General features: G+C 63.8%; 25 protein-coding genes and 2 tRNA genes. 17 read left to right on the top strand and 10 right to left on the bottom strand.

What is annotated here, in order from left to right; translation table 11 throughout:
• Window positions 1-22 precede the first annotated feature (22 nt).
• From ACVMDN_RS21825 to ACVMDN_RS21815, 3 genes are all read left to right on the top strand, one after another.
• A complete protein-coding gene (locus tag ACVMDN_RS21825; RefSeq protein WP_456814575.1) occupies window positions 23-718 on the top strand; it encodes a DUF899 family protein in 696 nt (231 codons plus the stop codon).
• 426 nt (window positions 719-1144) lie between these two features.
• Window positions 1145-2287, top strand: a complete 1143-nt coding sequence (locus ACVMDN_RS21820) for a DUF2778 domain-containing protein (RefSeq protein WP_430641164.1) — start codon at window positions 1145-1147, stop codon at window positions 2285-2287.
• Window positions 2288-2410: 123 nt separating this feature from the next.
• Window positions 2411-3904 (top strand): AMP nucleosidase, encoded by a 1494-nt coding sequence (locus tag ACVMDN_RS21815; RefSeq protein WP_456814573.1) that lies wholly within the window; start codon window positions 2411-2413, stop codon window positions 3902-3904.
• Window positions 3905-3927: 23 nt separating this feature from the next.
• On the opposite strand, the gene ACVMDN_RS21810 is transcribed toward ACVMDN_RS21815, so the two are convergent.
• Complete coding sequence (locus ACVMDN_RS21810) at window positions 3928-4521, bottom strand: cysteine hydrolase family protein (protein ID WP_456814572.1); 594 nt, start codon at window positions 4519-4521, stop codon at window positions 3928-3930.
• Between the two features lie 123 nt (window positions 4522-4644).
• Here ACVMDN_RS21810 and ACVMDN_RS21805 point away from each other — a divergent pair, with 123 nt between their 5' ends.
• The 6 genes from ACVMDN_RS21805 to ACVMDN_RS21780 all read left to right on the top strand — a co-directional run bounded on the left by ACVMDN_RS21805 (window position 4645) and on the right by ACVMDN_RS21780 (window position 11979).
• Window positions 4645-5484, top strand: a complete 840-nt coding sequence (locus tag ACVMDN_RS21805; protein ID WP_456814571.1) for a LysR family transcriptional regulator — start codon at window positions 4645-4647, stop codon at window positions 5482-5484.
• 204 nt (window positions 5485-5688) lie between these two features.
• Window positions 5689-5760, top strand: a tRNA-Phe gene (locus ACVMDN_RS21800).
• A gap of 2 nt (window positions 5761-5762) precedes the next feature.
• Window positions 5763-5829, top strand: a tRNA-Ile gene (locus ACVMDN_RS21795).
• Window positions 5830-6167: 338 nt separating this feature from the next.
• Window positions 6168-7319: an SPFH domain-containing protein gene (locus tag ACVMDN_RS21790; RefSeq protein WP_456835001.1), complete on the top strand. Its 1152-nt coding sequence runs from the start codon at window positions 6168-6170 to the stop codon at window positions 7317-7319.
• Between the two features lie 225 nt (window positions 7320-7544).
• On the top strand, window positions 7545-10907 hold the full coding sequence (locus ACVMDN_RS21785; RefSeq protein WP_456814569.1) for an adenylate/guanylate cyclase domain-containing protein: 3363 nt from the start codon (window positions 7545-7547) through the stop codon (window positions 10905-10907).
• Between the two features lie 334 nt (window positions 10908-11241).
• Window positions 11242-11979 (top strand): Crp/Fnr family transcriptional regulator, encoded by a 738-nt coding sequence (locus tag ACVMDN_RS21780; RefSeq protein ID WP_082653883.1) that lies wholly within the window; start codon window positions 11242-11244, stop codon window positions 11977-11979.
• A gap of 18 nt (window positions 11980-11997) precedes the next feature.
• Here the strand turns inward: ACVMDN_RS21780 and ACVMDN_RS21775 are convergent, their stop codons facing one another.
• The 4 genes from ACVMDN_RS21775 to groES form a co-directional block, all read right to left on the bottom strand.
• A complete protein-coding gene (locus ACVMDN_RS21775) occupies window positions 11998-12195 on the bottom strand; it encodes a hypothetical protein (RefSeq protein ID WP_057018449.1) in 198 nt (65 codons plus the stop codon).
• Window positions 12196-12234: 39 nt separating this feature from the next.
• Window positions 12235-12450: a hypothetical protein gene (locus ACVMDN_RS21770; RefSeq protein ID WP_028352345.1), complete on the bottom strand. Its 216-nt coding sequence runs from the start codon at window positions 12448-12450 to the stop codon at window positions 12235-12237.
• Window positions 12451-13163: 713 nt separating this feature from the next.
• The gene (gene groL / locus ACVMDN_RS21765; RefSeq protein WP_076830236.1) at window positions 13164-14804 is read right to left on the bottom strand and encodes a chaperonin GroEL; all 1641 of its coding nucleotides are present in this window, start codon (window positions 14802-14804) and stop codon (window positions 13164-13166) included.
• Between the two features lie 45 nt (window positions 14805-14849).
• Complete coding sequence (groES, locus tag ACVMDN_RS21760; RefSeq protein ID WP_021077770.1) at window positions 14850-15164, bottom strand: co-chaperone GroES; 315 nt, start codon at window positions 15162-15164, stop codon at window positions 14850-14852.
• A gap of 395 nt (window positions 15165-15559) precedes the next feature.
• On the opposite strand from groES, the gene ACVMDN_RS21755 reads away from it, so the two are divergent.
• From ACVMDN_RS21755 to ACVMDN_RS21740, 4 genes are all read left to right on the top strand, one after another.
• A complete protein-coding gene (locus ACVMDN_RS21755; protein WP_026192965.1) occupies window positions 15560-15850 on the top strand; it encodes an usg protein in 291 nt (96 codons plus the stop codon).
• Between the two features lie 100 nt (window positions 15851-15950).
• Window positions 15951-16517, top strand: coding sequence for a cupin domain-containing protein (locus ACVMDN_RS21750; RefSeq protein ID WP_057019108.1), 567 nt, complete (start codon window positions 15951-15953; stop codon window positions 16515-16517).
• A 16-nt stretch (window positions 16518-16533) separates the two neighbouring features.
• Window positions 16534-16692: a hypothetical protein gene (locus ACVMDN_RS21745; RefSeq protein ID WP_456814567.1), complete on the top strand. Its 159-nt coding sequence runs from the start codon at window positions 16534-16536 to the stop codon at window positions 16690-16692.
• The gene (locus tag ACVMDN_RS21740) at window positions 16689-18038 is read left to right on the top strand and encodes an IS701 family transposase (protein ID WP_076828966.1); all 1350 of its coding nucleotides are present in this window, start codon (window positions 16689-16691) and stop codon (window positions 18036-18038) included. Before ACVMDN_RS21745 ends, ACVMDN_RS21740 begins: the two co-directional genes overlap by 4 nt.
• Before the next feature lie 235 nt (window positions 18039-18273).
• On the opposite strand, the gene ACVMDN_RS21735 is transcribed toward ACVMDN_RS21740, so the two are convergent.
• Window positions 18274-19236 carry an HWE histidine kinase domain-containing protein gene (locus ACVMDN_RS21735; protein ID WP_246786681.1) on the bottom strand — a complete coding sequence of 321 codons (963 nt, stop codon included), beginning with the start codon at window positions 19234-19236 and terminating at the stop codon, window positions 18274-18276.
• A gap of 388 nt (window positions 19237-19624) precedes the next feature.
• Here ACVMDN_RS21735 and ACVMDN_RS21730 point away from each other — a divergent pair, with 388 nt between their 5' ends.
• Together ACVMDN_RS21730 and ACVMDN_RS21725 are read left to right on the top strand one after the other, a co-directional pair.
• Window positions 19625-20014 (top strand): response regulator, encoded by a 390-nt coding sequence (locus ACVMDN_RS21730; protein ID WP_057019106.1) that lies wholly within the window; start codon window positions 19625-19627, stop codon window positions 20012-20014.
• 5 nt (window positions 20015-20019) lie between these two features.
• On the top strand, window positions 20020-20430 hold the full coding sequence (locus ACVMDN_RS21725) for a response regulator (RefSeq protein WP_168858046.1): 411 nt from the start codon (window positions 20020-20022) through the stop codon (window positions 20428-20430).
• A 49-nt stretch (window positions 20431-20479) separates the two neighbouring features.
• On the opposite strand, the gene ACVMDN_RS21720 is transcribed toward ACVMDN_RS21725, so the two are convergent.
• Window positions 20480-20791, bottom strand: coding sequence for a hypothetical protein (locus ACVMDN_RS21720; RefSeq protein WP_456814566.1), 312 nt, complete (start codon window positions 20789-20791; stop codon window positions 20480-20482).
• Between the two features lie 348 nt (window positions 20792-21139).
• Here ACVMDN_RS21720 and ACVMDN_RS21715 point away from each other — a divergent pair, with 348 nt between their 5' ends.
• Entirely contained in the window at window positions 21140-21370 is a 231-nt protein-coding gene (locus ACVMDN_RS21715; RefSeq protein WP_076830218.1) for an MGMT family protein, read from the top strand.
• A 95-nt stretch (window positions 21371-21465) separates the two neighbouring features.
• On the opposite strand, the gene ACVMDN_RS21710 is transcribed toward ACVMDN_RS21715, so the two are convergent.
• On the bottom strand, window positions 21466-22722 hold the full coding sequence (locus ACVMDN_RS21710; RefSeq protein ID WP_283070568.1) for a NupC/NupG family nucleoside CNT transporter: 1257 nt from the start codon (window positions 22720-22722) through the stop codon (window positions 21466-21468).
• 116 nt (window positions 22723-22838) lie between these two features.
• On the opposite strand from ACVMDN_RS21710, the gene ACVMDN_RS21705 reads away from it, so the two are divergent.
• On the top strand, window positions 22839-24059 hold the full coding sequence (locus ACVMDN_RS21705; RefSeq protein ID WP_456814565.1) for an MFS transporter: 1221 nt from the start codon (window positions 22839-22841) through the stop codon (window positions 24057-24059).
• Window positions 24060-24423: 364 nt separating this feature from the next.
• On the opposite strand, the gene ACVMDN_RS21700 is transcribed toward ACVMDN_RS21705, so the two are convergent.
• Both ACVMDN_RS21700 and ACVMDN_RS21695 read right to left on the bottom strand, forming a co-directional pair.
• A complete protein-coding gene (locus ACVMDN_RS21700; protein ID WP_092089683.1) occupies window positions 24424-25185 on the bottom strand; it encodes an SDR family oxidoreductase in 762 nt (253 codons plus the stop codon).
• A gap of 12 nt (window positions 25186-25197) precedes the next feature.
• Complete coding sequence (locus tag ACVMDN_RS21695) at window positions 25198-25959, bottom strand: hypothetical protein (protein WP_057019101.1); 762 nt, start codon at window positions 25957-25959, stop codon at window positions 25198-25200.
• Window positions 25960-26190: the final 231 nt, after the last annotated feature.

The following is a 26190-nucleotide window of genomic DNA, read 5'->3' as shown; positions in this document are numbered from 1 at the left end:
TCAACCACGCGAGGTTCCAACCATGACCAGTTCCGTCCTCAAGCCTGCTGCCGAACTCGCCACGACCAATGTTAGGCGCTTTCCCAATGAGAGCGCCGAGTATCGAAGCGCCCGCCAGGAATTGCTCGTCGAAGAGATCGAGCTGCGCCGGCATATCGAGCGCGTCGCCGCGCTACGCCGCGCATTGCCGCCGGGCGGCGAGGTGACCAAGTCCTATGAGTTCATCGGGGAGGCCGGTGCGACATCGCTCGCCGATCTGTTCGGCAGCAAGCCGACCCTCATCATCTACAGCTACATGTACGGCCCGCAGCGCGAGAAGCCGTGTCCGATGTGCACGTCGTTCTTGAGCACGTGGGAGGAGAAGCTGCCCGATATCGAGCAGCGCGTGTCGTTCGTGTTCGTGGCGCGCTCGCCGATCGCACGGCTGATCGAGGCGAAGAAGGCGCGCGGCTGGACGCGTCACAGGATCTACTCGGATGCATCGGGCGATTACACGCGCGACTATGTCAACAAGGATGACAGCGACCTGCCGGGCTACAATGTCTTCACACGCCACGACGGCACGATCCGTCATTTCTGGGCCGGCGAAATGGGGGCGGGCACGATGGACCCCGGCCAGGACCCGCGCGGCGCGCCGGACATGGATCCGCTGTGGACCTTGCTCGACACGACGCCTGAAGGACGCGGCAAGGACTGGTATCCGAAGCTCAGCTACTGAGAGATGGTTTTTGCTCGATCCCCGCGCGATTACGGGGCGATCGGCAAGGAAATTCTCCCCTGAATATATTCCGGTATGCCGCGCTGGAGCGGCATACCGGAATGTCCCATGATGGGACAGAAAAGCCGCTTTGGCGGTCCAATGTCATCTTAAAAAAGCCCTACGCCACAGGCACTTCCCGCGCTGCAGGGGATCGCATCCGGTTAAGTCGCATTTAACTAAAAGTCGCCTTAATGGCCGTCTGTGCCCCCGCGCGACGTTGAGCCGAACACCCGTTCGACCCCGCGTCGAGTGAGGGACAAAGGTGGACCTGTTTTGAGCGCCGGGCGTATGGGTACGAGTGCGAGTGCGTATGTTCTTGGGGCGCCAAGCCGCAAGAAATCCTCCCGAAAAATTCTCCCACAGCATTTCCTCGGCAGCGCCGCGGTGGCGGGGCTGGTGCTTGGCTGCGCCTGGACCGTCTACGCCAACATTTTTGCGGCGAGCGTCTATCCGTCGGTGGGTAGTGCGTCGTTCGATGCGCCGGTGGTGAAGCGGCCCGTCGCGGTCGCTGCGCGGCCGACGCCTGCCTTCAACGAGGTGTTCGCGTCCCTGACGCCAGCACCGGCGGCGCCCGCGAAGACCGAGGTCGCGAAGTCGGAAGCCCCGGCATCGTCGCTTATGTTTAACGATCGGTTTGCGGCCGCCTCGCCCGAGGGCGTCGCATCCAGCGTCGTGGCTGACGCCGCATCGCAGATCGACCCGATCAAGCAGGCCGCTGCGCCCAAGGTCGCCGAAGCGGCGAGGGCGGTCGCCTCCGCGGAGCTTGCCGAGACATCGAAGGCGTTGCCGGCGCCGAAGTCGGTCGAGACCGCCAAGAAGCAGGCCGCCGCCAATCTGAAGGTGGCGCTCAACGATCCCGCTGCGGACGTTCAGCCCAAGGGGGCCGATAAGGCGTCCGAGGCGAAGCCTGCCGAGGCCAAGCAGGCTGCGAAATCCGGCGGCGTTCGCGACATGGCCGCGCGCGCCAAGGCCGCGGTGATGTCGATCGCATCGAACGACCGGCAGACCATGGTCGAAAAACTGTGGGGCAAGCGGGAGTCGAGCGGCGGACTGCTCTCCTTCGCTTCAGCCGACGCGAACGTGACCGGCAGCATCCCCTCGACGTTGGACCAGAACCCGATGCTCGGCGGCTCGCCGCCCTATGACCGTCAGACCGCGGTCTACGACATCTCGGCCAAGACCGTGTACCTGCCCGATGGCACGCGCCTCGAGGCGCATTCGGGCCTCGGCTCCAGGCTCGACGACCCCAGGTCCTCGCATCTGAAGATGGTCGGCGTGACGCCGCCGCACATTTACGAGCTCAAGCCGCGCGAGGCGCTGTTCCACGGCGTGCCGGCGCTGCGGCTCAATCCAATCGGCGGCGAAGGCAAGATCTTCAACCGCGACGGCCTGCTCGCGCACACCTTCATGCTCGGTCCGAACGGCGACTCCAACGGCTGCGTCTCGTTCAAGGATTATTACGCGTTCCTCGACGCCTACCGTAACAAGGGCATCCGCCGTCTCGCGGTGCTCGCGCGGATTCAGTAGTCAGAGCGGGCAGCGGCCCACCGCTGCGGCCTGATCGACGTCTGGAACTGGATGCCATAGTCGCTATACTGCACTGATCCAGAGCGAGTCCAAGCTCGGCAACGGATCTGGTGCAACGCGAACATGTCTCCCACACCCTCCATCGAAATCCCGCCGCCGATCACGACCGAAGCGTTCGTCGATGCCGCAGCCGCCGTTGTCCGTCTCGAAGAGATCTACGAGCGCAACACCGGATTCCTGCGCAATCGCTTCGAGGCCTATGTCAACGGCGTGCCGTTCACGACGCGGGTGCGGGCACATTACCCGTTCGTCCGTATCACGACCTCGTCACATGCGCGGCTCGACTCGCGGCTTGCCTACGGCTTCGTCGCAGGACCCGGCGTCCACGAGACCAGCATCACGCGCCCCGATATCTTCCGGACCTATCTCACCGAGCAGATCGGGCTCCTGATCAAGAACCATGGCGTGGCGGTCGAGATCGGCGAGTCGAACGAATCTATCCCGATCCATTTCGCCTACCGCCGGGACATCAATATCGAGGCGGCGCTGACCATCGCCGACAGTTCGGCGTTCACAAGGTCGCTGCGCGACATCTTCGATACGCCCGATCTCGCCGCGATGGACGATGCGATCGCCGACGGCACCTTTGAGCTGACGCCGGGCGTGCCGGAGCCGCTGGCGCTGTTCCGCGCGGCGCGGGTCGATTACTCGCTGCGCCGGCTCTACCACTACACCGGCACCGACCCGGAGCACTTCCAGAATTTCGTGATCTTCACGAACTACCAGTTCTATGTCGATGCCTTCGTGCAGCTCTCGCAGCAGCGGCTTGCGTCGGGCGAGGCCGGTCTCGAGGCCTTCGTCGCGCCCGGCAATGTGATGACGCACAATGCGCGGCTCGGCGGCACCACCGGGACCCCGTCCGAACGCGTCCCGCAAATGCCGGCCTTCCATCTGGTCCGGCCCGGCTATTGCGGCATCACCCTGATCAATATCGGAATCGGTCCGTCCAATGCGCGCAACATCACCGATCACGTCGCGGTGCTGCGGCCGCATGCCTGGCTGATGATCGGGCACTGTGCTGGCTTACGCAACACGCAGCGGCTCGGCGATTATGTGCTCGCCCACGGCTATGTGCGCGAGGACCACGTGCTCGATCACGAACTGCCGCTCTGGGTGCCGATCCCGGCGCTTGCGGAAATGCAGGTCGCGCTCGAGGAAGCCGTCGGCGAGGTGACCGGGCTCACCGGCTTCGAGCTCAAGCGGCTGATGCGCACCGGCACGGTCGCCAGCGTCGACAACCGCAACTGGGAGATCAGCGGACCGCAGGTGATCCGGCGCATGTCGCAGTCGCGCGCGGTCGCGCTCGACATGGAATCGGCGGCGATCGCCGCCAACGGCTACCGCTTCCGCGTACCCTACGGCACGCTGCTGTGCGTCTCCGACAAGCCGCTGCACGGCGAGATCAAGCTCGCAGGCATGGCCAGCGAATTCTACCGTCAGCGCGTCGGCCAGCACCTTGAGATCGGTCTCAAGGCGCTGGAGCGGCTCAAGCAGCAGGAATCCGAACGCCTGCATTCGCGCAAGCTGCGCAGCTTCGCCGAGGTCGCGTTTCAGTAGCACAACGCAGAGCGGAGCGGCGCTCAGGCGAGCGCGTTGCCGCGGGCGATGATCGCGAAGCGGTCGGACAGTTCGGCGAGCGCGACGTCGTGAATCAGCCTTGCAGCGATCGTGCCGCCGACGCCGTCGGGCAGATCGCGGGTGGCGCAGCTGTCGGCGTCGATCGTGGTGCGGAAGCCGAGATCGAGCGCGGCGCGGGCCGTCGAGCTCACGCACATGTGCGTCATGAAGCCGGCCAGCACCAGCTCCTTGCGGCCGGTCGCGGCAAGCTGCGCGTTGAGGTCGGTGCCGGCGAACGCGTTCGGCAATTGCTTCTCGATCACGATCTCACCCGGCCGCGGCGCCAGCGGCGCGACGATCGCGCCACGCTCCGCGCTGCGGTCGAACAGGCTGCCCGGCTGGCCCTTGTGCGCGATGTGGATGATCGCGGCGCCGCTTTCCCGGGCGCGCGCGAGCAAATTGGCGGCGCGCGCAATCGCCGGGCTGGCGTCGGGCAGCGCCAAGGGACCTGCAAGATATTCGTTCTGGATATCGATCAGCACCAGGCAGCTGTCGCCGAGGCGGGGCGGGGTGAGGTCGATACCGGCAAGCTGCATCAATGTCTTGGCTGACGTCATGGTCGTTCTCCAGCGGATGTATCGCCGAAAACATAGCCCGGGATCGGCCTGCCGTTATGCAGGGATATTGCAGCCGGTGGCTGCGTTATTGCAGGTGGCCGCCGCAGGATGTAGCCTGCCGCCATGAACTGGGACGATCTTCGCATCATCGCGGCCGTCAGGGATGAGGGCACTTACGCGGGCGCCAGCGCGCGGCTGCGCATCGACGAGACCACGGTCGGGCGCAGGCTGGCGCGGATCGAGCGCGCGCTCGGCCTGCGCCTGTTCGAGGCCGTCGATGGCGTCCGCAAGCCGACCCGGCAGTGCGACATGGTGCTCGCGCATATTGAGGCGATGGCCGCGCATGCCGAGGAGATCGGCCGGATCGGCGAAAGCCTGCCTGGTCCGGTCGGGCGGCTGCGCATCGCCTCCACCAGCGCGATCGCCGAGGAGGTGCTGGCGCCGCGCACAAGTGAATTCCTGCGCGCCCATCCAGGCCTGACGCTGCAGTTTCTGACGTCGAGCGACAATGTAAAATTCTCGCGCTGGGAGGCCGATCTCGCGATCCGCTTGCGCAAGCCGGACAAGGGCGACTTTGCGATCTCGAAGCTTGCCGAGGTCAGGTTGTATTTCTTCGAGCCGGCCGCGACGACAGCGGGCGAAGCGATGCTGTGCGCCTATCCCGACGAGCTTGGAGGGATTCCGGAAATGCAGTTCCTGTGCGCGAGGCGGCTTCGCGCGCGCTGCGTCACCGACAATGTCCGGATCATCCACACGCTGATTCAGTCGCATCACGCGGTCGGCGTGTTGCCGGAGCACAGCTGTGCCGACCTGCTGACCGACCGGCGTTTGCGCGCCACGCTGCTGCCGAAGCGACGCGACGTCTGGCTCCTGGTGCAGAACCATCTCAAGCGCGACGCGGCGACGCGCGTCACCATCGACTGGCTGCGCGCCTGCTTCCAGGATGCCACGCAGAGGGGGTGAGGTGCCCTCGCAATGACGGGACGTGCCGCGACGCGTGGGTCTCAGCAGCGCCCCGTCATGAAAAAATCACACGCAGCCCTCTTGCAACCCGGACGTGCTTCGTCTATTAGCCCGCTCCTTCGCTTCGGCCACGGGTTCGGGCTCGTTGAGATCCCGACTGGCGCGAGCCGCTTTGCGGTGTCGTGTTCCGCCGAAATGAAGATCGCGAGATGAAGCTCATGGTCGAGCGTCGGGGATGAAATCCCGAAGGCATCGGTTCGAATCCGGTCTCTCACAAAGGATAGCTCAGTTGGTTAGAGCAGGTGAATGATACTCATCGGGTCGCGGGTTCGATTCCCGCTCCAAGCGCTCCGTTTCAGCCTGTAAAGCTGATACCTCTGAAGGGGACCGGACGCGCGCTTCAGTCGCAGTCCGGCCGTCCTGCCGCAAGGCATTTCGTCCGAACATCGACACTGTGAGACCGGCTTTGCGCCGCGGTGGATACCGCTTGCGCTGATGCCGGGTGGCTCCGCTCGGCCGCGCGACATTCGTCGCGCGAACGCGCGCGTGCGCCCGTCATCGCGCAAGCCTTAAGCCACGGCCCGCTTGGCTGACAGGAAGCCGCGTTCGCGTCCTCACGTCCTTTGCCAAATGCAACCCGCTCTCAGGCCCATGGGCCTGATGGCAAACGATGGAGGCGTGTCATGACCTGGCACTTCTTGACGACCAATTTGACGGTGAAGGATGGCGAGCGCGCGTTGCTGACGCGCAACGGCCGGCTCGAGCAGGTGCTCGCGCCCGGACGTCACCGGCTGTTCGATCCCCTGCATCAGCTCAAGGCCGAGCTGTTCAGCGTCGTGCGGACCGAATTCCCCGCGGATCGCTTCGCGGTGATCAAGGCCGCGCGGCCTGATCTCGCCGACGAGCTGTTCGAGGCGGTGGAAACCCGCGCGAACGAGATCGCGATCGTCAGCCTCGACGGCCGTCCCGTGCAACTGATGACGCCTTGGCAGACGCGCGTGTACTGGAAGATCGCGACGTCGGTCGAGGTCGAGCGCATCGACGTCACCAGCGATCCCAGGGTCACGGCACGCCACCTCGCGATGATCCAGCTCAACCGGGCCGGCGTCATCACCGAGGCGGTGGTCGAGAACCACGAGGCCGGTCTGCTCACGGTCGAGGGCAAGCTGGTCGAGCGGCTCGCGCCCGGTCGGCACACGTTCTGGATCGCGGGCCGCAAGATCGAGGTCAAGCGCCTCGATTTGCGTCCCCAGGCGGTCGAGATCACGGCGCAGGAGATGCTGACCAAGGATCGCATCGCGCTGCGCGTAACGCTGACCGCGTTCCGCCGGATCGTCGATCCCGAGCGGGTCGTGGCAACGGTGCCCGACGTGGATGCGTGGCTGTACCGCCTGGTGCAGTTCGCGATCCGCGAGGCGGTGGCCGGCCGCACGCTGGACGAGGTGCTGTCCGCGAAGACGGCGCTCGATACGGAGCTTCGCGACTTCGTCCGCGATCGTGTCGCGGACAGCGGCGTCGAGGTCACCGAGCTCGGCGTGAAGGACGTGATCCTGCCCGGCGAGATCCGCGAGCTGGTCAACAAGGTGGTGGAGGCGGAGCGGGTGGCGAAGGCCAACCTGATCCGCCGCCAGGAGGAGACCGCGGCGACGCGTTCGCTCCTGAATACCGCCAGGCTGATGGAGGAGAACCCTCTGCTGCTGCGGCTCAAGGAGCTGGAGTCGCTCGAGCGTCTGGTCGAGAAGGTCGGCCGCATCGACCTGCATGCGGGCGAGGGCCAGGGCCTCGATGCGCTGCTGACCAAGCTCGTGCGTCTCAAGGCGCCCGAGAGCGCCTAAGACAGAAGGGCCGCCCACGGGCGGCCCTTCGATTTTCTTCGCCGGGACGGACCGCCGGCACCCGTACGAATGTTAGCGTGCAGACGGCTGTAACGGGGCACCGCCACGGCACAGTTCGCATGTCCCGCGCCACGCCGCAAAACAAAGGTGCTACTCCGGTCAGATTGCGATAACGTTCATGCGCCGTGGTCCATTCGGCCAGCCGTCAACCCGTCGGTGAAGCCAGTGCAGCAGATTGCGGAATGGCTCGAGAAGCTGGGACTTGGGCAATACGCGCTGCGTTTTGCCGAGAACGGGATCGACCTCGGCGTTCTTCCCGAGTTGACGGATGAAGACTTCGACAGGCTCGGCGTCCTGCTCGGCCATCGCCGCAAGATGCTGCGCGCGATCGCCGATCTCAATCATGCCGAACTGATCGCCGCGCCGGTTTCACCGCACGATGCCGAGCGCCGCCACCTCACAGTGATGTTCTGCGACCTGGTCGGCTCTACGGCGTTATCGGCACGTCTCGATCCCGAGGACATGTGGGAGGTGATCCGCGCCTATCGCGCGGCCTGCGCGCAGGTGATCACGACATATGACGGCGCCGTTGCCAGATTTATCGGCGATGGGATCCTTGCTTATTTCGGCTATCCCCGCGCCCACGAGGATGATGCGGAGCGCGCGGTGCGCGCCGGCCTCGACGTCATCGCCGCAATCGGCAAGCTCGAGACCCGCGCGAAAGAGGGCGTTGCGGTGCGGATCGCAATCGCGAGCGGGCTCGTCGTGGTCGGCGACCTCGTCTCCGGCGGCGCGTCGGAGGAGCAGGCGTTGGTCGGCGATGCGCCGAACATCGCCGCGCGGCTGCAAAGCCTGGCGGAGCCGGGCGTGGTCGTCGTGGCGGCCTCGACCCGCCGGCTGCTCGGCAATCTGTTCACGCTGCGCAACCTCGGCCGCCGCGAGGTCAAGGGCATCTCCGAGCCGATCGCGGTGTGGGCCGTCGAAGGCGAGCCGGCATCGGAAAGCCGTTTCGAGGCGGTGCGCACCGCGCGCTCGATCGGCTTCGTCGGCCGCAAGGCGGAGATCGAATTTGCGCTGTCGCGCCAGCAACTCGCGTGGCAGGGCCAGGGCCAGGCCGTGCTGATATCGGGCGAAGCGGGTATCGGCAAATCGCGCATCGTGGCGATGCTCTCCGACAGCCTGGCGCCCGGAACACACCGCCGTGTGCGGTATCAATGCTCGCCCTATCACACCAACAGCGCGCTGCACCCCTTTGTCGGCCAGCTCGAGCGTGCCGCCGGCATCAGGTCGGAAGATGCGCCGGAGCAGAAGCTGGACAAGCTCGAAGCCATGCTGGCGCTCGGCACGCAGCACGTGCCCACCGTGACACCGCTGATCGCAGCGCTGCTGTCGATCCCGACCGGCGAGCGCTATCCGCCGCTCGGCCTCAGCCCGGCGCAGCAGCGGCGGCAGACATTCGCAGCGCTGCTCGACCAGCTCGAGGGCCTCGCCCGGCAGCAGCCGGTGCTTGTCGTCTGCGAAGACGTGCATTGGGCCGATGCCACGTCGCTCGAGCTGCTCGACCTCGCGGTCGACCGGATCAGGGGGCTGCCGATCCTGATGCTCATGACGTTCAGGCCGGAGTTCGAGCCGCCATGGGCGGGGCTCGCCAATGTCAGCCTGCTGCGGCTCGATCGGCTCGACCGGCAGGATACGCGCGCGCTGATCGAGCAGGTGACCGTCGGCCGGTTGCTGCCCGGCGAGATGATGGCGCAGATCGTCGAGCGGACGGACGGTGTCCCGCTGTTCGTCGAGGAGCTGACCAAGATGGTCATGGAGTCGGGGCTGCTGGTCGAGAATGCCGGGCGCTATCGCCTCGACAATCCGCTGCCGCCGCTGGCGATCCCGGCAACGCTGCAGGACTCGCTGATGGCACGGCTCGACCGGCTGGCGCCGGTCAAGGAGGTGGCGCAGATCGGTGCCGCGATCGGCCGTGAGTTCTCATATGCGCTGCTGCGCAGCGTGGCAGGGCGCGACGATCTGACGCTTGCCGCGGCGCTTGCCCAGCTCGAAGAGGCCGAGCTGCTGCTGCGCCGGGGCGTGCCGCCGGACGCGAGCTACAGCTTCAAGCACGCGCTGGTCCAGGAAGCGGCTTACGAGAGCTTGCTCAAGAGCCGCCGGCAATTGCTTCACAAGCATATTGGCGATGTGTTGCGCGACAAGTTTGCCGAGATGGCCGAGATCGAGCCGGAAGTCGTCGCCTACCATTTCACCGAGGCTGGGCTCGGCGAGACCGCGCTGGCGTGGTGGCGCAAGGCCGGTCAGCAGGCGCTGAAGCGCTCGGCCTATTGCGAGGCGATCGCGCATCTCGGCAAGGCGGTCGCCATCGCCGATGAACTGCCCGACGAGCCGGATCGGATGATCGGCCGGCTCCATCTGCAAATCGCCTACGGCCGCGCGCTGCGGGGCAGTCTCGGGCACAGCGCCCCCGAGACGGTCGCCGCCTGGACCCGCGCCCGGCAGTTCGCCTCCGATATCGATGATCCGATCGAAATGGCGCCGATCCAGTCGGGCCTCTTCAACGCCTGCTTGACCCACGGCGAGCTCGCGCCGATGCGGGAGTTAGCGGAGGCGATCATGGGCGCAGCGGAGCGGCACCCGCAGTCGCCGGTGGCGACCATCGTCGCGCGCTGGACCAGCGGGGTAACCTGCTGGTTCGCGGGCGAGTACCTGAACGCGGGCATCCATCTCGAGCAGGCCTTCGCGGCCTATGCGACCGAGCCGGATCCGGCAACCTTCAAGGCGTCGACGCTCGACTTGCCGTTCGTCATCATGAGATTTCTCGCCCTGGTGCTTTGGCCGCGTGGCGAGATCGATCGGGCCCGGCAGCTCGCGGGCGCCGCGATGGACGTCGCCGGGAAGCAGCGGGCGCTCGCGCGCGCCAATGCGCTGGTTCACAAGGCCGTCTTCGACGGGCTGTGCGGCAACAGATTGCGCCAGACCGACACGATCCTGGCCCTCGGCCTGGCGCGCGATCACACGATGCCGTTGTATGTCGCCGCCGGAACCTATCTCAATGGTCTGGAGAAGTGGCGTGCCGGCGACCGCGCCGCAGGTCTCGCGGAGATGCAGCGTGGCTGGTCGTTGCTTCACGAGAACGACTGCTATCTCTGTGAACCGTTCTGGGGATTGCAGATTGCCGTGGCGAATGCGGAGGCCGGGCATGTCGATGCCGGGCTCGACATCATCAATGAGTTGATCGAGGCGACGGAGCAGTCCGGGCAGCACTGGCTGGATGCCGAACTCTACCGCGTGCAGGCTGGGCTGCTGTCGCGTCGTCACAGCCCCGACATGTCCGGCGCGGAGGATGCCTTCCACCGCGCCCTCGAGATTGCTCGAAGGCAGCAGACCAGGACGTTCGAGCTGCGCAGCGCGCTGGGACTTGCACGTGTTTACAGCCGCAGCGGCCGGGCAGAGGAGATATCGCAATTGCTGGCGCCGGTGCTCGCCGGTTTCGATCCGGCGCTCGACCTTGCCGAGATCAAGGACGCGCAGGAATTGCTCGCGCAGGCGCGTCGGTGGCCGGACCGCCACTCGCGCGCGTCTTGACGGGTGCCGCAGCGGCGGCGCGGTCACACCGCGTCCGCCCACGCCCGCGCAGATAGTGAAAGAGCAGGTTCGGATGTCGCGCGCGGCGCGAGCGATGCGAAACTGGAACTGTTGGGTTCCCGAAGTTCTACGGTGCGACGATGCGCATTTTGCTATTGCGTCCGGCGGCGCATTTGCATCTAACTTTAAGGACGCCGCCGCGGAGAATTCCGCCTTGCGGTCAAGCGTTTGGAATATGTTTTTGATCCCGTGTTCGAGTGAGTATGCTGTGCGACCCTTGACGTTCCCGCAGGTGAGCATTTCCGGTGGAACTTGTAATCGCCTTCTCGCGACATTGTCGCCGGCGGATCTGGACCTCCTGAGACCCGAACTTGAGACCGTTGCGCTCGAACAGGATGCAGTCCTGGCGCGCGCCGGTGACGAGATCGACTACGTCTTCTTTCCTCACAGCGGCGCGATCCTGTTGATGATCGACATGGCGGATGGGCAGACGGTCGCAACCGGCGTGGTCGGATGCGAAGGGGCCGTGGGCAGTCTTTCGGTTCTCGGAGCCTCGCCGTCAGGCATTACCGCCGTCGTTCGTGCGGCTGGTACCGCCTCGCGGGTTCCGGCGGCGCGCTTTCACGCCGCTTTCGGGCGCAGTCCGGGGATTCGGCAGGCAATCCAGAAGCACGTCAGATCGATGCTGATCCAGTTTCAGCTCGGCTCCGCTTGCAATGCGCTCCACCCGGTCGAGGCGCGGATGGCGCGCTGGCTGCTTCAGCTTCGCGACCGCGTCGACAGCGACGTCCTCCCGCTGACCCAGCAAGCGCTGTCGCAAATCCTCGGCGTGCGACGAACGACGGTGACCTTGCTGATGGGCAATCTGCGCAAGCGCGGTGCGATCAGGTCAGATCAACGAGGCCAGATCGAGATCGACCGGGCGCGGCTATTGGCGGCGGCGTGCGAATGCCATCGCGTCATGCGTATCGAGGCCGAGGAGATCTTCTCGGGCGACAGGGTTCGAACGCGAGGAATGGCGCCGGCTAACGATCCAGGTATCCCGGAAATCGAGGCTGACGACGCCGTGTGAGCGCGTTCCCTGCTGCGATCAGCTTCCCGGCCGCCGATCAAGCTCCCGTGTCGGGGAGGATACCCTTTCGAGCTCCGCAATCTCACGCAGCACCTTTGCGGTCTCGCGCAACTCATTGCGCTTCGGACCGGGCTTCAGCCGTCGTGCTTCATCGAGAAAGTCCTTGGCCTGTAGCAGCCAGGCAGACGTTTCGGTCGAGATCTGTACCTGCGCCATGGTGTCCCTCCATCGCGGTCGTCAAAAGTGGTGGCCATTTCAGGCCGGTGAACCGCCGCCGCGGCGCCGCCGCACGCGGATGCTCGGCTCATCGACCCAGGCGTCCCGCGCAAACCAGGCGTGATCCGCGCGGCAAAATGGACAGGGCGTGCGCGAGAAGAACACGGTACTGCGTCGAAAGCTCTCGCGATCGGTCTTGATTCCGGTGGAAATCGCGTGCCCGGTTTGCGGACATCTGACCATCACCATGCCCATGAGCGCCTCCCTCCCATATTGCCTTTTGCTTTTTGCCTGTTGCCTTGCAGAATAGTCCGGCCGGTTGGATTGGCCTGATCGGTGCGCGGGGTAGTTGGGGGGGCATCGCGCACCTGCGGCGGTTGACGGAGCATCGGGCAGTGGGGGCTGCATGCTCTCGTCACTGGGCTTCTTCCAACCGGCCAGGTCCCTCCTTGAACGAATCCTCGATGTGACTTCAACGCCGCTTCTTCAGGCGGCTCGGCTGAAAACCTTGTCGCTTTCGCTCACTGCACTGCCTCCCTCGCAAGTGAAAGCATTCTCCGCAACGCTTGCCCGCGTCACGGGAGCTGACGCTCCGTGCTCAATTCAGATTGTTGGAGTGAACTTCGATCTTGTCCCGAAGCTACTGTGGGGGACGAAGATGACGCTGTCGGTTCGGTTTGCGACTCTCGCACGAAATTTTTTTTGAGATTGTCAACTCAGACCAACGTATGTTTACGGAGAGTGTTGTGCATAACCTGCATGCCGTGAGCAGTGTGAGGCGCCTGCATCAGCGCGAGGTTGTGGAAGTATTCGCATTGGCCGCGCTGCGGTAAGTCGCCCGGCGAGCCTGCCCCAAACAAAAGCCCCGGCATCGCTGCCGGGGTTTTGCGTTTCGTTGTCGTTGAGCGAGATCCCGGCTCTGCGGTGCACCGCTTCGCGCTGCACCGCGTCCGGGACGACTTCGTCGCTTAGAAGTCCATGCCGCCCATGCCGCCGCCCGGAGGCATCGCGGGGCCGCCGGCGTTCTTCTTCGGCAGCTCGGCAACCATCGCTTCCGTGGTGATCAGGAGCGCGGCAACCGAGGCAGCGTTCTGGATCGCGGTGCGTACGACCTTGGTCGGGTCGATGATGCCCTTCTTGACGAGGTCGGCATAGTCGCCGGTCTGGGAGTCGAAGCCGTAGTTGTAGGTCTTGTTCTCCAGGATCTTGCCGACGATGACCGAACCGTCTTCACCGGCGTTGATCGCGATCTGGCGAGCGGGAGCCGACAGCGCCTTGCGCACGATCTCGACGCCGGTCTTCTGGTCGTCGTTCTTGGTGCGCAGGCCCTTGAGCTGCTCGGAGGCACGGAGCAGGGCGACGCCGCCGCCCGGGACGATGCCTTCCTCGACAGCCGCGCGGGTCGCATGCATCGCGTCATCAACGCGATCCTTGCGCTCCTTCACCTCGACCTCAGTCGCGCCGCCGACGCGGATCACCGCGACGCCGCCCGCGAGCTTGGCGAGACGCTCCTGCAGCTTCTCACGGTCGTAGTCCGAGGTGGTCTCCTCGATCTGCGCCTTGATCTGGGCAACGCGGGCGTCGATGTCGGCCTTCTTGCCGGCGCCGTTGACGATCGTGGTGTTCTCCTTGTCGATCATCACCTTCTTGGCGCGACCGAGCATCTGCAGCGTGACGTTCTCGAGCTTGATGCCGAGGTCTTCCGAGATGGCCTGGCCGCCGGTCAGGATCGCGATGTCCTGCAGCATGGCCTTGCGGCGATCGCCGAAGCCCGGAGCCTTGACGGCCGCGACCTTCAGGCCGCCACGCAGGCGGTTGACGACGAGAGTGGCGAGAGCTTCGCCTTCGACGTCCTCGGCGACGATGACCAGCGGCTTGCCGGTCTGCACCACGGCCTCGAGCAGCGGCAGCAGCTCGTTCAGCGAGGAGAGCTTCTTCTCGTTGATCAGGATGTAGGCGTCGTCCATCTCAACGCGCATCTTGTCGGCGTTGGTGACGAAGTAGGGCGAGATGTAGCCGCGGTCGAACTGCATGCCCTCGACGACGTCGAGCTCGGTCTCGAGCGACTTGGCTTCCTCGACCGTGATCACGCCCTCGTTGCCGACCTTCTTCATGGCGTCGGCGAGGAACTTGCCGATCTCGGCATCGCCGTTGGCCGAAATGGTGCCGACCTGGGCGATCTCCTCGTTCGAGGTGACCTTCTTCGAGTTCTTCTGGAGGTCCGCAACGACGGCTTCGACCGCGAGGTCGATACCGCGCTTCAGATCCATCGGGTTCATGCCGGCGGCGACCGACTTGGCGCCTTCCTTCACGATCGCCTGGGCGAGCACGGTCGCCGTGGTGGTGCCGTCGCCGGCCGCGTCAGCGGACTTGGAGGCGACTTCGCGCACCATCTGGGCGCCCATGTTCTCGAACTTGTCGTCGAGCTCGATCTCCTTGGCGACGGTGACGCCGTCCTTGGTGATGCGGGGAGCGCCGAACGACTTCTCGAGCACCACGTTGCGGCCCTTCGGACCGAGGGTGACCTTCACCGCGTTGGCGAGAACGTCGACGCCGCGCAGCATCTTGTCGCGCGCCTCGACGGAGAATTTGACTTCTTTAGCTGCCATCTGAGTTTTTCCTTGAGAGATTTAACCTGGGAGGGAGGGAGGCGCTTAGGCCGCCTTCTTCTTGGAAGCGGGGACGTCGAGCACGCCCATGATGTCGCTTTCCTTCATGATCAGCAGGTCTTCGCCGTCGATCTTGACCTCGGTGCCCGACCACTTGCCGAACAGGACGCGGTCGCCGACCTTGACGTCGATCGGGATCAGCTTGCCAGCTTCATCGCGGCCGCCCGGGCCAACGGCGATGACTTCGCCCTGGGAGGGCTTTTCCTTGGCACTGTCCGGAATGATGATGCCGCCAGCAGTCTTCTCTTCGGCGTCGATACGCTTGACCACGACGCGGTCGTGAAGCGGACGGAATTTCATGCAGTCCTCCTAAACATTTGTAGATGCTGTAGATTTTTGGAGAGTTAGCAGTCCAGTCCAGCGAGTGCCAGACTGGTTGGGCAGGAGATAGGCCAAGCCTTGGCGGCGGGCAAGTGCCTCTAGCAGAAAAATTGGCACTCGTGAGTGCCGCCTGCCAAGAGGATGCCGAGATCATTTCGGCATCCTTAATGCCGCCCAAGAGGGGTTGCCGGGGCTATTAGCAGATGCGGTAAGCTGCTGCCAACGCAAGAAATTTCAACAACCTATTAAACATTTAGGCTTGAGATGGGTTAGTCGCGTGCGTCACATTTCTCTCATGTGAGCGCATCCATTGCCGGTGGTCCGGCGGGGGAGGTCGGCCACCACGTGAATGCGCTCCGTCACAGGAGGTTGGCATGGTCTCGCGAGTTGGTGGGGTTGTTTCCGACGATTTCCGGAAGCAGTTGCTGGGGTACGGGCTGACGACGGCGCAAATCCTCTATCGGATGCCGGATCACCCCTCGTTGCTGCAGACCTATGTCTGGCAGAACTACGACCTGTTTCCGAAATTTCCGGCGCTGCAGGATTTCCTCGCGTTCTGGCAGGCGAAGCTCGAAGGCCCGCTGTTTTCGGTGACGGTGGCGCATTCCAAGCTGGTTAAGCCGGCCGAGCTGCGTGCCGTCGACGGCGTGTTCCGGCTGCATTGATCAGCAAACGTAGCAGGGCGCGGCTCTGCGCCTTTGCTCGCCTCGCGGCGCGCGACTTGTGTTAGCCTCTCTCCGTCACAAAAAGACGGGAGGCGAAACAATGGCCAAGAAGACGGCATCAAGATCGGCAGCCAAGACCGCGGTGAAGAAGAAATGGTCGGGGCTCGGCGCAGGCGCCAAGAAGACGTCCGCGAAATCGTCCGCGCGCAAGACCATCAAGTCGAAAGGCCGCGTCTCGGCGGCCAAGAAGAGCGCGCCGAAAGCTGCGACCAAGGCGCGGCCGAAGCAGCGCGTGGCGATCAGCCATCACCGCGAAGAGGACTTCAAGGCCGACGGGCTGCGCGCCTACGCCAAGTACCGCGACCTCGGCATATCAGCCGCGTCGCATGGTCTCGCCCAGGCGCACGTCATCCGGCTGCAGGGACCGTGCAATCCCGATGAAGTGTCGAAGCTGCACTTCCACGATGTCGACTTCCAGATGGTCTATGTGCTCAAGGGCTGGGTGAAGACCTACATGGAAGGCGAGGGCGAGACGCTGATGCAGCAAGGCAGTGCCTGGACCCAGCCGCCGCGCATCCGGCACATGATCCTGGACTATTCCGACGACGTCGAACTGCTGGAAGTGATCCTGCCGGCCGAGTTCAAGACGGTGGAGCTGAAGGCGTAGTGCTCACGCACTCGTCGTGGCCGGGCTTGACCCGGCCATCCAGCTTGCTTCGCAAGATTCTCCTTGGTCGATGGATGCCCGGGTCAAGCCCGGGCATGACGATTTTCTAGCACTACTTTGGCAGATTGTTGATTTTGCCGCGTTTTATAGGATTCCCGAATCAATTTTTCAATGATTCATGGGTGGTCGGCTCTTGGAGGGCTGACCATGCCCGGATGGGAAGACGAACTCGAACGCTGGCTGATGCCGTTCTTGGACCGGCTGGGTCATAAGACCCGGCAGCGGATGTGTCCTCTGTATGTTGCGGGATTGATCGGTCCGGGCGATCGCAAGAGCGTTCAGCCGATGGCGGAACGCCTTGCCGCGAGCAACTACGACCAGTTGCACCATTTCATTGCGGACGGTGTCTGGGACGCGACGCCGCTGGAGACAGAGCTGCTCAACCAGGCGGACCGACTTGTCGGCGGCAGGGATGCGGTGCTGGTTATTGATGACACCTCACTTCCCAAGAAGGGTGAGCGCTCGGTCGGTGTTGCGGCTCAATACGCGTCGGCTCTCGGTAAAACGGCAAATTGCCAAACGCTGGTGTCTTTGACGCTTGCTCGCGGCGAAGTGCCCGTGATGGTCGCGTTACGTCTCTTTCTGCCTGACAGTTGGACAAGCGACATATCTCGTTTGAAGCGCGCTCGCGTGCCAGTCGAACATCGAACGGCACGGTCCAAGCCCGAGATTGCTCTAGCCGAGATTGACCGCGCGATGGCAGCCAACGTGCGCTTTGGATGTGTGCTGGCGGATGCAGGATACGGCCTCAGCGCACCGTTTCGACAAGGGCTAACAGAGCGCGGGCTGACCTGGGCTGTCGGCATCCCTCGGCACCAGAAAGTGTATCCGGTCGATGTGAAGCTCATTTGGCCGATTACCAAGGTCCGCGGAAAACCACGAAAGCACCACGTGCCCGATATCTTATCGATTGCCGCAGAACAAATGCTCGCCAGCGCCAAATGGAAAACCGTGAGTTGGCGTAGCGGGACGAAAGGTCGGCTGAAAGCCCAATTTGCTGCTCTCCGTGTCCGGACCGCCGACGGCCCTCCGCAGCGGATATGGGATAAAGGTCAGCAGCATCTCCCAGGCGACGAAGCCTGGCTCATTGGCGAGCAACGTGCGTCCGGGGAGAAGAAATACTATCTGGCCAATCTTCCGGCGGCGACGGATCTGCGCACGCTGGCCGCCACCATCAAGGCACGGTGGATTTGTGAGCAGGCGCATCAGCAGTTGAAGGAGGAACTTGGACTTGATCACTTCGAAGGGCGATCATGGCAAGGTCTTCATCGCCACGCCTTGATGACAATGATTGCCTACGCCTTCCTGCAACATCGTCGCCTCGCATACGCGGGGCGGAAAAAAAAGAATCAACGGGCCTCCGCCTCAGCCAACCATGCCAGCCGTACGTCACGCCATCGTCGATCTCATCCTTCGGCCGCCGTCTCAGCAGTGCCCATATTGCCGAAAGCAAATCCGTGAAAAACAGCGGCGAAAACACAATCTGCCAAAGTAGTGCTAGGCTGTGTACCCATAAAACCGTCGGCGTGACTCTACGTCCGCTTTGCCCCGATAGCGACCAAGTTCGTGCGGCAACGCAAGATGTCGCGATGGGCCAACTGCCGACGTTCCAAAGTGAATGAGACCACCAACAGTTATTCTGTCGGCGCTATTGGAGGAGCGGCGTCAAGTAGCCCGAAACAGACTATCCCCGCAATCAGACTGCAAGACGATCCAAAGGAATCGAAACCCTTAACCTGAGCCCGCTCGGTAACCAATCATATTCCACCTTGCCGCCCAGTTGAGCGGCAATGCTGCGCTCCGCAAGCACACTCCCAAAACCCTGTGCCGAAGGTGCAGCAACAATCACTGGGCCGCCTGTCTCCTCCCATTCAAGATGCAAGTCCCCGCCTTGCGTGTCCCATGCGATGTTTATTGAACCGGTTGGTTCCGACAACGCCCCATACTTGGCCGCATTCGTAGTGGTTTCATGCAGCGCGAGTGCGAGGCTTGTAACGGCCATAGCACCCACGGGGACAGTTGGTCCTCTTACCATGATGCGTTCGCTGGACGCGTCATCTTCATACGGCCGCAATACCGTTCGCACCACGTCTCCCACCGTCGTTCGCTCGCTATGCGCCTCCGTACCCATGATTCCGGGACGGATTAGGTCCTTGGCCTGCATTAGAGCGTCGAGACGGCCTCGTAACGATTGAGCCATCTCTTGCGGAGTTCTGGCTGACCGAGCGCTCAGACTTATGATGCCGTGGAAAACGGCAAACATGTTCTTTACGCGATGGTTTGCTTCCCGAGCGAGCAACCGTTGGCGTTCTTGCGCAATTACACGTTCGGTCGTCTCACTAACGATGCAGAGTACACCGCCAGTTTCGCCAGCCTCGTTCTGAACTGGAGAATACGAGATGTCGAAATAAACTGTCTCTGGGTAGCCGTGCCGCTCAATGTAGAAGGGGCGGTCCTTCGCGAAGACTGTTTCGCCGGTGTCGAGGACGCGCCTGAGAAGCGGTCCTAAATCGTCCCACAGCTCGGCCCAATTATCGCGTGCTGGTCGCCCAAGTGCCTTTGGATGCTTCTGACCTATCGTAGGAGCATAGGCGTCGTTGTAGAGAGCGACAAATTCGGCTCCCCAAAACAGCACGATTTGTGCTTTGGCCGGCAGCATAAGGCTCACCGCGCTCCTGAGGTGCGTTGGCCACCCAACGATTGGTCCCAAGCTGGTGCTGGACCAGTCGAAAGACCGGATGAGTGCGGCAGCTTCGCCCTCAGCCCGCGGAAAATCGCCTTTTACTTCTCGAACAGTGCCCATGGCGATCAACAGCAAACATTGGAATCGGGAACAATGGCCCACGAAACCCTGATGTCAACAGAGCAACGACGAGATGGGCATAACGAGCTGTCGCAACGGGCCATAAGCGGTCATCAACCGCCGCTGTAGGTCGGCGGTCGGCCGAGAATGTTCCCGCCACGACGCCAAATTAGCAAAAGAACTCAATGGCTTGGAACGTTGTGCCCCTCTGTAGGTTGGCTGACCAGCATCCGAGGAGCCAACGATGGTCCCCCAAGCGCAGCAAAAGAGCGAACGGATCAGGGTTTTGTTCGTGGAGGACGAATGGTTCATCCGATTTGACGTAGCTGAGCAGCTTCGAGGCGCGGGGTTTGAGGTTATTGAGGCGAGGACCGCCGATGACGCGATGGACTACATCTCATCAGGCGAGCGGATTGACGCGCTGATAACCGATATCCGGATGCCCGGAACCCTTGATGGTCTGGAGTTGGCTGGGAAGGTCCGCGTCATGCAACCGATGCTCCTTATCCTCGTTGCCTCTGGAAGCACAGAATTGGAGAGCGCAGCGAGCCGCGTAGGTAGGTTCATCAGCAAGCCCTACGATCCCAAGCAGATCGCGATGCTGATCGCGGAGATGCTCGGCCCGGCGCTGTAGTAAGCATGCAAGCAACAACTGTATTGATCGTCGAGCAGGACGTGCTCGTGCGCCATCCGCTGGCGGAGTACCTTCGTGAGTGCGGCTATCGCGTGATGGAAGCAACTCAACACGATGAGGCACGTGAATGCCTCGAAGGCGGGAAACACTGTATCGAAGTCGCCCTGATCGACGTAGGCGGCCCCACCGGCTCTGGGTTTGCTCTTTCTGCGTGGATACGGAGCAACTACCCAACTGTGAAGACAATGCTGGGCGCGACGGTCGGCAAGGTCCTCGCGCTCGCGGGTGACCTTTGCGAGGAAGGCCCGCAGGCAGCGAAGAAGCTGAATTATCGCCCCGTGTTGGATCACATTCGCCAACTGCTCGCGACCCGGAAGCCGCCGAAAATCACCAGCCGCGATACCCGCGCAGGATAGGTGGCTACAAACAGTGCGCTCATCGCGCTGCCTTCGGAATTCCCCATGATCACCGCTTGTGATGTGCCAATTGTTGTATCCATGATGGCGCGAACGTCGTCCATGCGTTGCTCAAGGGAAGGAGCATCGGAATCCGGTCGGATAGTCCGTCGCCCCTTTTGTCGAATGTAGTGACACGCGCGAAGGCTGAAAGCCGCTGCAAGAATGCCGTATATCCGGACGTTTCGTGCTGAAAATCGACGCGCGAGAACCCACCAAGAACCATGATGATGTCGATAGGTCCTTCACCCATCACTTGACAGGCGATATTGACCTCGCCGCTCAGAGCATATCTGGCTTCGGCTAAGGCGAACTCTGACATCCATTCCGGTCCTCGCGAGACCCGACAATTCTCCTCGGCTGAACTATGGGGGTCAGCGGATAAAGTCACCTCAGAAGTATGGCAATGTCCACAGCGGGTCATTCACGTCGAATCGCATCGAGCGGAGCCGCCGGTCGATGTCCGCAATGCTCCGTTTGCGTCTACGCCGGCACTGCGCGGCAAACGACGCTAGGGGCCTATAGCTGCCCCGCAATGTTAAGACGGCGGCGCGCACTTCGAAACTAAACACCGGCACGTCCGGTCGAATCTTCCGTGCCAACGCGACGCGCTCGTCCAACCGCAAGTAAAATGGCGAAAACCCTCTGAGAAATCTGCTACACTCGATCTATGAAAACCTTTTCAGATAAGGTCCGCGACATCGTGCGCAAGATCCCAAAGGGGAAGGCCATGACGTACAAAGCTGTCGCTGCTAAAGCCGGCAATCCGAAGGCTGCGCGCGCGGTCGGTGCCATAATGCGCACGAATGACGACCCATCGATCCCCTGTCATCGCGTTATTGCAAGCGACGGCTCAATGCGCGGCTACGTGCGCCCGCGCCGTCGGCCGGCCCAACAATGATCCGCTTGGCAGGGAGCTTCACCGCGTCAGCACCGCCCCGGATTGCGCGGAGCCTGTCATCGCGCGACCCGTTGGCTCCATCCGGGTTACTGCGACTACGGCTGCGTCAGCATCCCCACGATCGCGCCCATCAGGCAGGTCGTCAGCGTGCCCGAGACGATCGACTTCAGCCCGAGCGCGTTGATCTCGTCGCGCCGCTCGGGCGCCATGATGCCGAGGCCGCCGATCATGATGCCGAGGCTCGCGAAGTTCGCAAAGCCGCACATCGCGTAGAGCATGATCAGCCGCGAGCGCGGATCGAGCGCGTCGGGGCCGAGCTTCGACAGGTCGACATAGGCGATCAACTCGTTCAGCACGGTCTTGGTGCCCATCAGGCTTCCGGCCGTGATCGCCTGCGGCCAGGGCAGGCCCATCAGCCAGCACACCGGCGCCATGACGTAACCAAGCAGGCGCTGCAGCGAAATCTTCGCGCCGCCGATCTCCGGCAGCAGGCCGATGATCGCGTTTGCCAGATACACCAGCGCGACCAGCACGAGCAGCATCGCGATGATGTTCATCAAGAGCTCGAGCCCGGCTGCCGTGCCCTTCACGATGGCGTCCATCGTCGACGACACCTGGATATCGGGATTGTCGAGCGATCCGCCGGTGCGCTTGCCGGACGTTTCCGGCACCATGATCAGGCTCACTAAAATAGCGGCCGGCGCGCCGAGCACCGAGGCGATGACGAAATGCGCGGCCGCATCCGGGATCAGCGGCGCCAGCAGCGTGGCGTACAGCACCAACACCGTGCCGGCGATCCCGGCCATGCCGCCGGTCATCACCAGAAACAATTCGGAGCGCGTCAGCTGTGCGAGATAGGGGCGGATGAAGAGCGGCGCTTCGACCATGCCGAGGAAGATATTGGCCGCGGTCGAGAGCCCGACCGCGCCGCCGACGCCGAGCGTGCGCTCGAGCAGCCAGGCCATGCCGCGCACGACAGGCGGCAGCACGCGCCAATAGAACAACAGCGTCGTCAGCACGCTCATCACAAGCACGATCGGCAGCGCCTGGAAGGCGAGGATGAAATCCGAGCCGGGCGCCTTGGGATCGAACGGCGCCGGGCCGCCGCCGACATAGCCGAACACGAAGGCAGTGCCGGCGCGCGTCGCGGCGGCGATGGTGCCGACGGCGTCATTGATCGCGCCGAAGGCCTGCGTCACCAGCGGCACCTTGATCAGCACCAGAGCCGTGACGATCGTGACGACAAGCCCGATCGCCGCCTGGCGCAGCGACACCTTCAGGCGATTCTCGCTCAGCGCCCAAGCGATCAAGAGCAACGCCACCACGCCGAACGCCGATTGCAACTGCAGCATCATGCCCCCAAGAACTCTCGCGGGATTATGGGCAGGGGCCTCGCGCAGCGCAATGCTGTTGCGCGTTCATCTCGTATCCATTGACAAGTTGCAGGCGCTCGGCCACGCAATCATCCATGTCCTCCGCCACGCCGGCCGGCGCCCGCGATCTGCTCGGCCACAGACCGTTCCTGTTCTTCTTGTCGTCGCGCAGCCTGTCGCGCTTCTCCAGCCAGATCGGCGCGGTGGCGATCGGCTGGCAGATCTATGATCTGACCGGCAGCGCGTTCGACCTCGGCATGGTCGGACTGGTGCAGTTTTTGCCGACGGCGCTCCTGGTATTCGTCGCCGGCCACGCCGCCGACCGCTTCGAGCGCAAGCGCGTGGTGCAGGCCTGCCAGATCGCGGAGGCGCTGACCGCATTGTTTCTCGCCGGAAGCACCTTTGCCGGCACCATCTCCGAGATCCAGATCTTCGTCGCGACCTTCGTGCTCGGGATCGCCGGCGCGTTCGAGAGTCCGGCGACCGCCGCGCTGTTGCCGCTGATCGCGCCGCAAGGCTCGCTGCAGCGGGCGACCGCGATCTCGAGCGGCGCGGCGCAGGTCGCGACCATCACCGGACCCGCGCTCGGCGGCTTCGCCTATGCCCTGATGCCGAGCGCGCCCTACGGCATCATGATGGTGTTCTGGCTGTTCGGCGCGCTGCTGACCGGCGGCATCGGCCGGCTGCAGCAGGCGGTGAAGAACGGCGGGTCGTCGGACGACCTGTTTGCCGGCGTTACCTTCGTTCGCAGCAATCCGGCGATCCTCGGCACCATCTCGCTCGACCTGTTCGCGGTGCTGTTCGGCGGCGTCACCGCGCTGCTGCCGATCTATGCGCGCGATATCCTGCAAGCCGGTCCGCTCGGCCTCGGAATCCTGCGCGCTGCGCCCGCGGTCGGTGCGCTCTTGATGACGATGGTGCTGGCGCGGCACACCATCAACCGCCGCGTCGGCATGCGCATGTTCCAGGCGGTGATCGTGTTCGGCGTCGCGACGGTGGTGTTCGCGCTGTCGCACTGGATGTGGCTGTCGGCGCTGGCGCTCGCGGTGCTGGGCGCCGCCGACACGATCAGCGTCGTGATCCGCTTCTCGCTGGTGCAGCTTGCCACCCCCGACGAGATGCGCGGCCGCGTCGGCGCGGTGAACTTCCTGTTCATCAACGCGTCGAACCAGCTCGGCCAGTTCGAAAGCGGCGTCACCGCGGCGCTGCTCGGCACCGTGCCGTCGGCCGTGCTCGGCGGCGTCGCCACGGTTGCGGTCGCGCTGCTCTGGATGAAGCTGTTCCCGACGCTGCGGGACGTCGAGAAGCTGGAGTAGGGCACTTCCCTTACCTCGCCCCGCTTGCGGGGAGAGGTCGGATTGCGCAGCAATCCGGGTGAGGGGGACTCTCCGCGCGTTTGTCTCTCACCGTCCTTGTGGAGACTCCCCCTCATCCCGACCTTCTCCCCGCGCGCGGGGAGAAGGGGACGATGAGCCCGGGGCAAGCTTTCAGGATTTCGGAATAATGGAAAAGTATCGCTGATTTGCCCGACGTGTCAAGTCGCCGTGTCGGACGCCGACAGCCGCCGGCTCCTTTGCATGGGGTTGTTTTCGATATTTTGGCAGCGCGCCCCGCGACGGCCGGCCGGGACAAGCCCGGCCGGGCGTCGTGATCGTCCTGCCGCAAGCAGGGAGGAGAAGATCAGCCCCGGCCGACGAACGGCATCTTGGTCGCCATCACAGTCATGAACAGCACGTTGGCGTCGAGCGGCAGGCCGGCCATGTAGGCCACGGCATCGCCGACCGCCTTGGCGTCCATGCGCGGCTCGTGCTTGGTGGTGCCGTCCGGCTGCAGCACGCCGGGGCCGTTGACCATGCGGTCGGTCATCGGGGTCGCGGCATTGCCGATATCGACCTGGCCGACCGCGATGTCATACATGCGGCCGTCGAGGTTGGACGACTTGGTGAGGCCGGTGATGGCGTGCTTGGTCGAGGTGTAGGCGGCCGAGAACGGCCGCGGCGCATGCGCCGAGATCGAGCCGTTGTTGATGATGCGGCCGCCGCGCGGCGTCTGGTCCTTCATGATGCGGAAGGCGTGCTGGGTGCACAGGAACGGCGCGGTGAGGTTGGTGTTGACCACCGCCTGCCACTGCTCCAGGGCTAAGTCCTCGAAATTCACCGGCGGCGCGCCCATGCCGGCGTTGTTGAACAGCACGTCGAGCCGGCCATAGGTCGCCTTCACCTTGTCGAACAGGGCTGCGATCGCGGCCGGATTGGCCATGTCGGCCGACACGCACAGGCTCTTGCCGGCGGGGCCGAGCTTGGCGGTCTCTTCCAGCATCTCCATGCGGCGCCCGGCGAGCACCACGGTGTAGCCCTTGTCCATCAAAGCGAGCGACGCGGCGCGTCCGACGCCGGTGCCGGCGCCGGTCACGAGTGCGATCTTGCTGGTTGCCTCAGTCATCCGAGTTTCCTCTTACTTGGTTTTTGCTTCGGTTTCGTTCTTGTAGGGGGGGCGTGGAATGTTCTGGTGCGCCGCGCGCAGCGCCGCCGACCAGCGTGAGCGCAGGTCGTGGAAATAGGGCTCGCCGGCCTCGATGCGGTGGTTGAGGTCGGCCTCGCAGGCGTCCGTGCGCACCACCAGCACGTCGATCGGCAGGCCGACGCCGAGGTTGGAGCGCATCGTCGAATCCATCGAGATCAGCCCGGTCTTCAGCGCCTCGTAGAGCTCGACGTCGTAATGCATGGCGCGGTCGAGCACCGGCTTGCCGTATTTGTGCTCGCCGATCTGCAGGTACGGCGTGTCGGTGGTGCACTCGATGAAGTTGCCGGCGGTGTAGACCATGAACAGGCGCATCCGCGAGCCCTTGATCTGGCCGCCGAACAGGAACGAGACGTCGAAGGAGATGTCCTCGGCGCGCAGCGCATCGCCCTCGGTGGCGTGCACCGAGCGGATGGCGCGGCCGATCCGCTGCGCCGCCTGGAACATGGTCGGGGCGTTCATCAGCGTCTCGAGCTCGCCGGTGTCCGGATTTTCCATGCCCTCGGTCAGGGTCGACAGCACCGACTGGCTGATCGCGAGATTCCCGGCGCTGGCGATCGCCATGATGCGGTCGCCAGGCTTTTCGAAGATGTGCAGCTTGCGGAAGGTCGAGACGTTGTCGAGGCCGGCATTGGTGCGGGTATCGGCGATCATGACGAGCCCGTCGCGCACCAGAATTCCGCAGCAATAGGTCATTTAAAGCCCTCAGACGGTCCGAGTTTCTCGGCGGGAAACGTGTAGCCAATTTCGAGGATGCATCCAACCCCAATTCCCCGTGACGGGACGTGCGATGGCCGGTCGCGCGGGTCGGGGCCGCCGATCCCGGCGGTGGTCCGTCCGGGTGCCCTGTTCCGGCCATCGAGGTCGCGAGCATTCCGGTCTCGCTCTGCGTGGCGCGCAGCCGGCAATGATCTTCGCCTTGCGTCG

The sequence above is a fragment of the Bradyrhizobium sp. USDA 4510 genome (genome assembly GCF_054059095.1).
Note: the sequence above shows the minus strand (reverse complement) of the source record. Positions and strands in the feature narration are given on the sequence as shown.

What these genes read in the sequence shown, in the direction of transcription:
- ACVMDN_RS21825 (WP_456814575.1), top strand. Translation starts at nt 23, where the DNA reads ATGACCAGTTCCGTCCTCAAGCCTGCTGCCGAACTCGCCACGACCAAT.
- ACVMDN_RS21815 (WP_456814573.1), top strand. Translation starts at nt 2,411, where the DNA reads ATGTCTCCCACACCCTCCATCGAAATCCCGCCGCCGATCACGACCGAA.
- ACVMDN_RS21810 (WP_456814572.1), bottom strand. Translation starts at nt 4,521, where the DNA reads ATGACGTCAGCCAAGACATTGATGCAGCTTGCCGGTATCGACCTCACC.
- ACVMDN_RS21805 (WP_456814571.1), top strand. Translation starts at nt 4,645, where the DNA reads ATGAACTGGGACGATCTTCGCATCATCGCGGCCGTCAGGGATGAGGGC.
- ACVMDN_RS21790 (WP_456835001.1), top strand. Translation starts at nt 6,168, where the DNA reads ATGACCTGGCACTTCTTGACGACCAATTTGACGGTGAAGGATGGCGAG.
- ACVMDN_RS21775 (WP_057018449.1), bottom strand. Translation starts at nt 12,195, where the DNA reads ATGGCGCAGGTACAGATCTCGACCGAAACGTCTGCCTGGCTGCTACAG.
- ACVMDN_RS21770 (WP_028352345.1), bottom strand. Translation starts at nt 12,450, where the DNA reads ATGGGCATGGTGATGGTCAGATGTCCGCAAACCGGGCACGCGATTTCC.
- groL (WP_076830236.1), bottom strand. Translation starts at nt 14,804, where the DNA reads ATGGCAGCTAAAGAAGTCAAATTCTCCGTCGAGGCGCGCGACAAGATG.
- groES (WP_021077770.1), bottom strand. Translation starts at nt 15,164, where the DNA reads ATGAAATTCCGTCCGCTTCACGACCGCGTCGTGGTCAAGCGTATCGAC.
- ACVMDN_RS21755 (WP_026192965.1), top strand. Translation starts at nt 15,560, where the DNA reads ATGGTCTCGCGAGTTGGTGGGGTTGTTTCCGACGATTTCCGGAAGCAG.
- ACVMDN_RS21750 (WP_057019108.1), top strand. Translation starts at nt 15,951, where the DNA reads ATGGCCAAGAAGACGGCATCAAGATCGGCAGCCAAGACCGCGGTGAAG.
- ACVMDN_RS21740 (WP_076828966.1), top strand. Translation starts at nt 16,689, where the DNA reads ATGATTCATGGGTGGTCGGCTCTTGGAGGGCTGACCATGCCCGGATGG.
- ACVMDN_RS21735 (WP_246786681.1), bottom strand. Translation starts at nt 19,236, where the DNA reads ATGCTGCCGGCCAAAGCACAAATCGTGCTGTTTTGGGGAGCCGAATTT.
- ACVMDN_RS21730 (WP_057019106.1), top strand. Translation starts at nt 19,625, where the DNA reads ATGGTCCCCCAAGCGCAGCAAAAGAGCGAACGGATCAGGGTTTTGTTC.
- ACVMDN_RS21725 (WP_168858046.1), top strand. Translation starts at nt 20,020, where the DNA reads ATGCAAGCAACAACTGTATTGATCGTCGAGCAGGACGTGCTCGTGCGC.
- ACVMDN_RS21720 (WP_456814566.1), bottom strand. Translation starts at nt 20,791, where the DNA reads ATGTCAGAGTTCGCCTTAGCCGAAGCCAGATATGCTCTGAGCGGCGAG.
- ACVMDN_RS21715 (WP_076830218.1), top strand. Translation starts at nt 21,140, where the DNA reads ATGAAAACCTTTTCAGATAAGGTCCGCGACATCGTGCGCAAGATCCCA.
- ACVMDN_RS21710 (WP_283070568.1), bottom strand. Translation starts at nt 22,722, where the DNA reads ATGCTGCAGTTGCAATCGGCGTTCGGCGTGGTGGCGTTGCTCTTGATC.
- ACVMDN_RS21705 (WP_456814565.1), top strand. Translation starts at nt 22,839, where the DNA reads ATGTCCTCCGCCACGCCGGCCGGCGCCCGCGATCTGCTCGGCCACAGA.
- ACVMDN_RS21700 (WP_092089683.1), bottom strand. Translation starts at nt 25,185, where the DNA reads ATGACTGAGGCAACCAGCAAGATCGCACTCGTGACCGGCGCCGGCACC.
- ACVMDN_RS21695 (WP_057019101.1), bottom strand. Translation starts at nt 25,959, where the DNA reads ATGACCTATTGCTGCGGAATTCTGGTGCGCGACGGGCTCGTCATGATC.